Origin of the sequence: Gemmobacter caeruleus (genome assembly GCF_008271655.1) — a bacterium.
Classification (GTDB): Bacteria; Pseudomonadota; Alphaproteobacteria; order Rhodobacterales; family Rhodobacteraceae; genus Gemmobacter; species Gemmobacter caeruleus.
The window spans coordinates 1-6,583 of sequence record NZ_VKKX01000018.1 but is presented as its reverse complement, the minus strand read 5'-3'; the positions used below and the strand labels follow the sequence as shown (position 1 = coordinate 6,583).

Here is a 6,583-nt window from a genome sequence, read left to right as displayed (position 1 = left end):
GCTTGATCCACCCGACTTCGGCCGTTTGCGCGACGACAGACACCGCTCGGGGCGAAAAACGCTTGCCCAGCGAGCAAAATCAGGCGATCTTGAAGTCAAGCGGCAGGCCACTTGGGGAATGTCGGTTCAAGACATCGGAAAAGAACGCTTCGATGGCTTCGCGGGGCGGTAATGCACGGCAACGTCGGATACGGTCGGCTACGCTGTTCTCCACATAGCGGTCCAACGATTTGGCGAAGAGCGTGCGCTCATCCCCGAATGCGTTGTAAAGGCTCGCGCCGGTGATCCGGGTCTTGTCGATAAGGTCGCGCACTGACGTTGCCTCGTTGCCTCGTAGCCATGGCGCCAGAAGCATTGCATTGCCGCGTCGAGCACGGCTTCCTCATCGAATTCTCTTGGTCTTGCCATCCGGCGCTCTCGCAAAATTCCAACTTCGCGTCTTGCCATATTGTCCGCGCCGATGCATTCTAGAACAAGTGAACTAAAACTCAAGGTGTGACCGCCGTCATCGTTTCTCTGCCGGCAACCTTGGACGATCCAAAGGCTGGAATCATGGCTGCCCAGGAGGCGATTGAAGTTACACGAGCGGAACGCGTGGCGTCATGGCGGGGCACGCGGCTTGAGGGTCTGCTCTGGGCTGCTCTATCGATCGCGATCTTTTCAGGCTGGTTCGTGGTGACCCGGTTCAGCGTCACGCGCGAATTGCAGGTCTGGGACGTGACCGCGCTTCGCTTCGGGGTGGGCGCCATCCTCCTCGCCCCGGCTGTCCTGCGTCGCGGCTCGCGCCTTCCCATGTCTGCATGGGGTGAAGGGTTTTTGTTTGCATTGCTGTGGGGCGCGCCCTTCGTGCTCCTCGTGGCGCTCGGGCTCAAACTGACTTCGGCGGCTCAGGCCGCCTCCATTGCTCCAACGACGATGCCTCTCGTCGCAGGGATACTCTCGTTCATCTTGCTGAAGGAACGGCAGGGGTGGGTCCGGTGGTCCGGATATGCTGCGATCCTCGCCGGACTGGTCTGCCTCATCGGAGCCGTCACGACACAGGCTCCGCCCAGTCCAGCCGGCGTTGCGGCGCTGGTGGCCGCGGGTGGCATGTGGGCGATCTATACATTGCTGTTTCGCCGTAGCGGCCTGTCGTCGATCCAGGCGGCGGCGCTCATCTGCATCTGGTCGGCAGCGGTCTTTCTGCCGGCCTATGTCCTCTTCGGTCTCAGCCATCTCGGCCGCGCGTCCGCAAGCGAGATAGCGCTCCAGTTGTTTTACCAGGGTGTGTTGATGGGGGCGGTTGCGCTCGTCACCTTCAATAGAGCGGTTTCGCTGTTGGGCGCCTCGGCGGCGACGGCCATGATCGCTCTCGTTCCCGCTGCGGCATCGCTGCTTGCCATCCCGGCCCTGGGCGAAACGCCGTCGTTCGTCGAAGGCATTGCAATAGCAGTCATCGTTGTGGGCGTCCTGCTGGCGGCCAGCCGGCCATCGTCTGCAACACTGTCAATTCAACCGCAGGAGACACCATGATCCGCTTCTATTTCCATCCCACGCCGAACCCGGCCAAGATTGCCCTGTTCCTTGAGGAGGCAGGGGTTCCATATGAAACCGTGGCCGTCGACACCAGCAAGGGCGAGCAGCACGCTCCGGCGTTCCGGGCGATCAATCCGAACGGCAAGGTACCAGCCATTGTTGACACGGACGGTCCGGGAGGCAGGCAAGCGCGGGTTTTCGATTCCACTGCGATCCTGATCTACCTTGCCGAGAAAACGGCTAAGTTTCTCGGCACGCCGGAGGATCGGCCCGAACTGCTGTCCTGGCTGCTTTTCCTTGGCACGGGTCTCGGGCCTTTTTCGGGACAAGCCGTGCATTTCCAGTTCGCCGCGCCGGAGGGCCAGGAATACGCGACCAACCGCTATCGTCGCGAGGCCGAGCGCCACTATCAGGTCCTGAACGATCATCTTGAGGGGAGGGACTGGATCATAGGCGACAGCTACACGATCGCCGACATGTCCGCCTGGGGCTGGCTCGATCGCGCCTCCCGTGTACGCAAAGGGGCGGAAGACCCGCTGGCGGCCTTTCCCAACCTCAAGCGCCTATTCGAAGCTGTCGATGCACGGCCTGCCGCCTCCAGAGCGCGAGAAGTCGGCAAGGACCACGCCTTCAAGAAAGTGAACGACGAGGAGACAAAGCGCGCGCTGTTCCCGTCGAATTATCCTCCGGCGGCCTAAGCTGGCCATTGAGACGTCACAGGAGCGACCATGACGAATACCGCAGAGTACACGCCGCCGAAAGTCTGGACCTGGGAGAAGGGCAATGGTGGTCAGTTCGCCAGTATCAATCGCCCGATTTCCGGTTCCACCCATGATAAGGAGCTGCCCATCGGCAAGCATCCCTTCCAGCTCTATTCGCTGGGCACGCCGAACGGCCAGAAGGTCACTATCATGTTCGAGGAACTGCTCGAGGCCGGTCACAAGGGCGCCGAATATGACGCCTGGCTGATCAAGATCGGCGACGGCGACCAGTTCGGCTCCGGATTCGTCGAGGTCAATCCGAACTCCAAGATCCCTGCGCTGATGGACCGCTCCGGCCCGACGCCGATCCGCATCTTCGAATCCGGCGCGATTCTGATGCACCTGGCGGAAAAATTCGGCAGCGCCTTCCTGCCGACGGAACAGCCGATGCGCGCCGAAACGCTATCCTGGCTGTTCTGGCAGATGGGCTCGGCCCCGTTCCTCGGCGGCGGCTTCGGCCATTTCTATGCCTATGCGCCGGAGAAGATCAAATACGCCATCGACCGGTACGCGATGGAGGTGAAACGCCAGCTCGACGTTCTCGACCGGCGTCTTGCCGACAACGAGTATGTTGCCGGTTCGCAATATACCATCGCCGATATCGCGATCTGGCCCTGGTATGGCGGTCTGGTGAAGGGCTGGCAGTATGGCGACGCGGCGCAGTTTCTCTCTACGCACGAATACACGCACGTGAATCGCTGGGCCGAACAGATCTATGGCCGACCGGCGGTGACGCGCGGCCGCAAGGTCAACCGGACTTCGGGCGAGCCGTCGAGCCAACTCCACGAACGCCACAACGCGTCCGACTTCGAGAACAGGACACAGGATAAGCTGGAAGGAGCACGCTCGTGAACATTGATGGCAAACGCATTCTGATCACTGGCGGATCGAGCGGCATCGGACTGGCCCTTGCCCACGCGCTTCTGGCCAAGGGCGCGAGGGTAGCTATAACCGGCCGCCGCGCCAAAATGGTCGCGGATGCTGTCACCGAGCTGAAGGCAGGGGACAGTGAGGTTCACGGCGTCGTCGCCGACATTGCCACGCCGGAGGGCCGCGCTACAACGTTGGAAGGAGCGTTGCAAAAGCTCGGCGGCCTGGACATCCTCGTCAACAATGCAGGTGGGGTTCGGGCTGGACGCCTTGAGAACACGCCCGAAGCCGAACTGCAGGCGATGATCGATATCGATCTCGTGGCGCCGATCATGTTGACCCGGGCGGCGCTGCCAGTCCTGCGGGAAGGCGGCGATGCCGTGATTGTCAACATCTCCTCCGGGATAGCGCTCGTCGGTGCACCGTTCTATGCGACCTATGCCGCGGTGAAAGCCGGGCTTGCCAACTTCGGCGAGGCGTTGCGGCGCGAACTGAAGGGTGAGGGCATCCACGTGATGACCGTCTATCCGGGTGGCACCGATACGCCCATGATGAAATCGAACCGCGCCGGACCCGATCTAGGCTTTTCGCGCGAGCCGGCTTCCGCCGTCGCCGATGCGATCGTTGCCGGCATCGAAGCCCGGGCGTTCGAAGTAATCCGCGGCGGCGAGACACGTGCGCAGATGATCGCGCTCAACCGCGAAAACCCGGCCGCAGTCGACGAACGCTTTCTCGGGTTGAAGCGGGCGTTGGAAGAAGCGGTGAAGGACCACTCGGCGCTTTGAGCGCCAAAAAAATTTAACAAGGAGTGCAATTGTGATGCTGCAGAATGGCGACGTCTTTCCCTCATTCATCTTTGGTCGCGCTGGCGGCGGCGAAATCCACTTGCCCGGAGATCTGGCGGGCGGGTTCGGTGTTATCCTGTTCCACCGTGGTTCCTGGTGTCCATACTGCAACGCCCAGCTCGCCGAATTTGCGCGAGCGGCGGACAAGTTCGCCGAGGACGGGATCAGGGTCGTCTCAGTATCGACGGACGATCGGGAAAAATCGGAGGCGCTCGTCGACAAGCACAAGCTAGGGTTTCCGGTCGGCTACAGCGCGGATGCACGAGCAGTTTCCGCAGCCACCGGCGCCTTCGTCAATGAGAATCCGCTAGCCCTCCAAGCGACCGGGTTCGTCATCGATCCAGAGGGCCGGATCGTGACAGCTGTCTACTCGACCCGCGCGATCGGTCGCCTTATGCCCGCCGATGTTCTGAATTTTGTACGTCACTTCAAGTCCCTGGCAGGCAACTAAAAAAACGGTTGATCTGTCGCCGCGGAGCACGGTCAACGATTACTTCCGGCGATGGGACTGGGACGGGGCGCTGGAGCGCATCCATCACGCGCTCTATGTTGCGTGTCGTGAGGCAGCGGGCCGGGAGGCCAGTCCCACAGCGGCGATCATTGACAGCCAGACCGTCAAGGGCGCCGAAAAAAGGGGGCGCTCGGTTGATCCGCCAGGCTACGACGCCGGCAAGAAGATCAAAGGTAAGAAGTGGCACGTCCTGGTCGACACACAGGGCCTGTCGATGCGGGCCATCGTGCATGCCGCCGACGTGCAGGATCGCGACGGCGGTGTGTTGCTGATGGGCGCGCTGTTCGGCCTCTATCCGTTTCTGCTCAAGCTCTACGCCGACAGCGGTTAGCAGGGACCAAAATTCCGCGACGGCCTCGCCGCCGCCGGTGCCCAGGTCAACGTCGAGGTCGTCAAACGCTCGGACGTGCACAGGTTCGTCATCCTGCCTCGACGATGGATCGTCGAGCGCATCATCGCCTGGCTCAACCGTTACCGCCGATTGGCAAAGGACTGGGAGGGCTCTGTTGCATTGATTTTCTGCCTTCCGCTTTGTGCCTGAATTTGCGACAGGTTGACAAGACACTGATGTAACGAGGCATTTTCTGTGACAGTCGATTTCAAAGGCGCTCGCTATCCGAAATGGGTGATTTTGCACGCCGTTTTTTCCTACGTTCGCTATGCTGTCTCGTACCGCGATCTTGAGGAAATTCTTGCCGAACGTGGGGTTAAAGTTGACCACACGACCCTCAATCGCTGGGTGGTGAAATACGCGCCCAAAATCGCAGCCAATGCGCAGCGCCGAAAGCGCAAGTTGGTGGGGACTTGGCGTGTTGATGAGACCTATATCAAGGTTCGTGGCAAGTGGACGTATCTGTATAGGGCAACCAACCGCCACGGCAAAACCCTTGATTTTATGCTTTCAGAGCGGCGCGACACCGCTGCAGCGCGGCGTTTCTTCAAACAGGCTATCGCTACAAACGGCCAACCTGGCGTGGTCAATGTTGACAAAAGCGGCTCCAATCTTGCGGGCCTTCAGGCGGTGAATGTGATCCTCAAATTTCAGGGCAATGGGCAGCTGATTACCATCAGGCAGAAGAAATACCTCAACAACATCCTCGAGCAAGACCATCGCTTCATCAAGCGCATCACAGGGCCTATGCTCGGCTTCAAAGCTATCCATTCTGCCACGGCAACCATTGCCGGCATCGAGACCGCACATATGATCCGAAAAGGTCAGTTCGACCTAAACGGCCTTACAGCTTTCCAACAATTTGCTGAGCTCGCAGCATAAAGCGTCTTCTGAATGTAGGGGCTTTTCATGTATTCGTTCAAAGCGTCGGCGAACGTTACGACCTTCGGCGCGTCGGGCGCGACCTTCTTTGCGCGGCGTTCTTCGACAGGATCAACGCCCGCTTCGACAAGCAAGCGCAGTTCCCCGGCCTTCAACCGGGCGTCTTTCAGGGTCAACCCGATCATGGGGGGCTTGTCGGCGTCTTCCTTGGTGCGGGGCTTGGCATACGGCCCTAGACCCATGCTGCGGGTCTTCCCATGCAGCGTGAAGCGCCATTCCCAAGACCGCGACACGGTGCCTTTCCAGTCGGTCACTTGCAGGAACAGCCCGCCGCCGTCCGACAGTCGCGCCCGCGTCTTCTGCGCTTCAATCTCTTTCGGGGTCAGGCGGTAAATCGTTGCCATGTCCAAATCCTCTACCCATGCTCTACCCACATGAAATGGCAGAAGCAGGCAGTCCGCACAAGACAGGGGCAGACGATACAATGCCGCAAGCAGTTGGAAACAATAGGTATTTCAGACAGCCCTAGACGGTGGCAGACATATCAATGGAAGCCCTACGGGCTGCCACTTTTCCCTGAAAATTCAATGGGTTTCAATCGATTTCGGGCGATTGGAGTTGGCGGCAAGTCGGTGCGAGACGTTTTCCGTTCGAAGGCGAAGCGCACAACGAACCTCGCCTAACCGACATTCCCCAAGTGGCCTGCCGCTTGACTTCAAGATCGCCTGATTTTGCTCGCTGGGCAAGCGTTTTTCGCCCCGAGCGGTGTCTGTCGTCGCGCAAACGGCCGAAGTCGGGTGGATCAAGC

9 protein-coding genes and 1 pseudogene are annotated in these 6,583 nt (G+C 60.1%); 7 read left to right on the top strand and 3 right to left on the bottom strand.

Features of this window, described 5'->3' with window-relative positions; translation table 11 throughout:
- Positions 1-79: 79 nt before the first annotated feature.
- Positions 80-313, bottom strand: a complete 234-nt coding sequence (locus FOA17_RS06840) for a hypothetical protein (RefSeq protein ID WP_149140740.1) — start codon at positions 311-313, stop codon at positions 80-82.
- A 182-nt stretch (positions 314-495) separates the two neighbouring features.
- Here FOA17_RS06840 and FOA17_RS06835 point away from each other — a divergent pair, with 182 nt between their 5' ends.
- The 7 genes and pseudogenes from FOA17_RS06835 to FOA17_RS06800 all read left to right on the top strand — a co-directional run bounded on the left by FOA17_RS06835 (position 496) and on the right by FOA17_RS06800 (position 5,775).
- On the top strand, positions 496-1,512 hold the full coding sequence (locus FOA17_RS06835) for a DMT family transporter (protein ID WP_238991756.1): 1,017 nt from the start codon (positions 496-498) through the stop codon (positions 1,510-1,512).
- Positions 1,509-2,213: a glutathione S-transferase family protein gene (locus FOA17_RS06830; protein ID WP_012114957.1), complete on the top strand. Its 705-nt coding sequence runs from the start codon at positions 1,509-1,511 to the stop codon at positions 2,211-2,213. The genes FOA17_RS06835 and FOA17_RS06830 overlap by 4 nt, the downstream gene beginning before the upstream one ends.
- Positions 2,214-2,243: 30 nt before the next feature.
- Positions 2,244-3,128: a glutathione-dependent disulfide-bond oxidoreductase gene (yghU, locus tag FOA17_RS06825; RefSeq protein ID WP_120216265.1), complete on the top strand. Its 885-nt coding sequence runs from the start codon at positions 2,244-2,246 to the stop codon at positions 3,126-3,128.
- Positions 3,125-3,931 (top strand): SDR family NAD(P)-dependent oxidoreductase, encoded by an 807-nt coding sequence (locus tag FOA17_RS06820; RefSeq protein WP_012114959.1) that lies wholly within the window; start codon positions 3,125-3,127, stop codon positions 3,929-3,931. The genes yghU and FOA17_RS06820 overlap by 4 nt, the downstream gene beginning before the upstream one ends.
- Before the next feature lie 34 nt (positions 3,932-3,965).
- The gene (locus FOA17_RS06815) at positions 3,966-4,442 is read left to right on the top strand and encodes a peroxiredoxin family protein (RefSeq protein ID WP_012114960.1); all 477 of its coding nucleotides are present in this window, start codon (positions 3,966-3,968) and stop codon (positions 4,440-4,442) included.
- A gap of 10 nt (positions 4,443-4,452) precedes the next feature.
- Positions 4,453-5,001 (top strand): annotated as a pseudogene (locus FOA17_RS06810) (IS5 family transposase); the annotation flags it as partial.
- 87 nt (positions 5,002-5,088) lie between these two features.
- Positions 5,089-5,775: an IS6 family transposase gene (locus FOA17_RS06800; protein ID WP_149140739.1), complete on the top strand. Its 687-nt coding sequence runs from the start codon at positions 5,089-5,091 to the stop codon at positions 5,773-5,775.
- Here the strand turns inward: FOA17_RS06800 and FOA17_RS06795 are convergent.
- Positions 5,718-6,179, bottom strand: coding sequence for an Arm DNA-binding domain-containing protein (locus FOA17_RS06795; protein ID WP_149140738.1), 462 nt, complete (start codon positions 6,177-6,179; stop codon positions 5,718-5,720). The two genes, FOA17_RS06800 and FOA17_RS06795, sit on opposite strands and share 58 nt — an antisense overlap.
- Positions 6,180-6,369: 190 nt before the next feature.
- Positions 6,370-6,583 (bottom strand): hypothetical protein (locus FOA17_RS19885; RefSeq protein ID WP_203232284.1); only part of this gene is annotated, 214 nt, incomplete at its 5' end.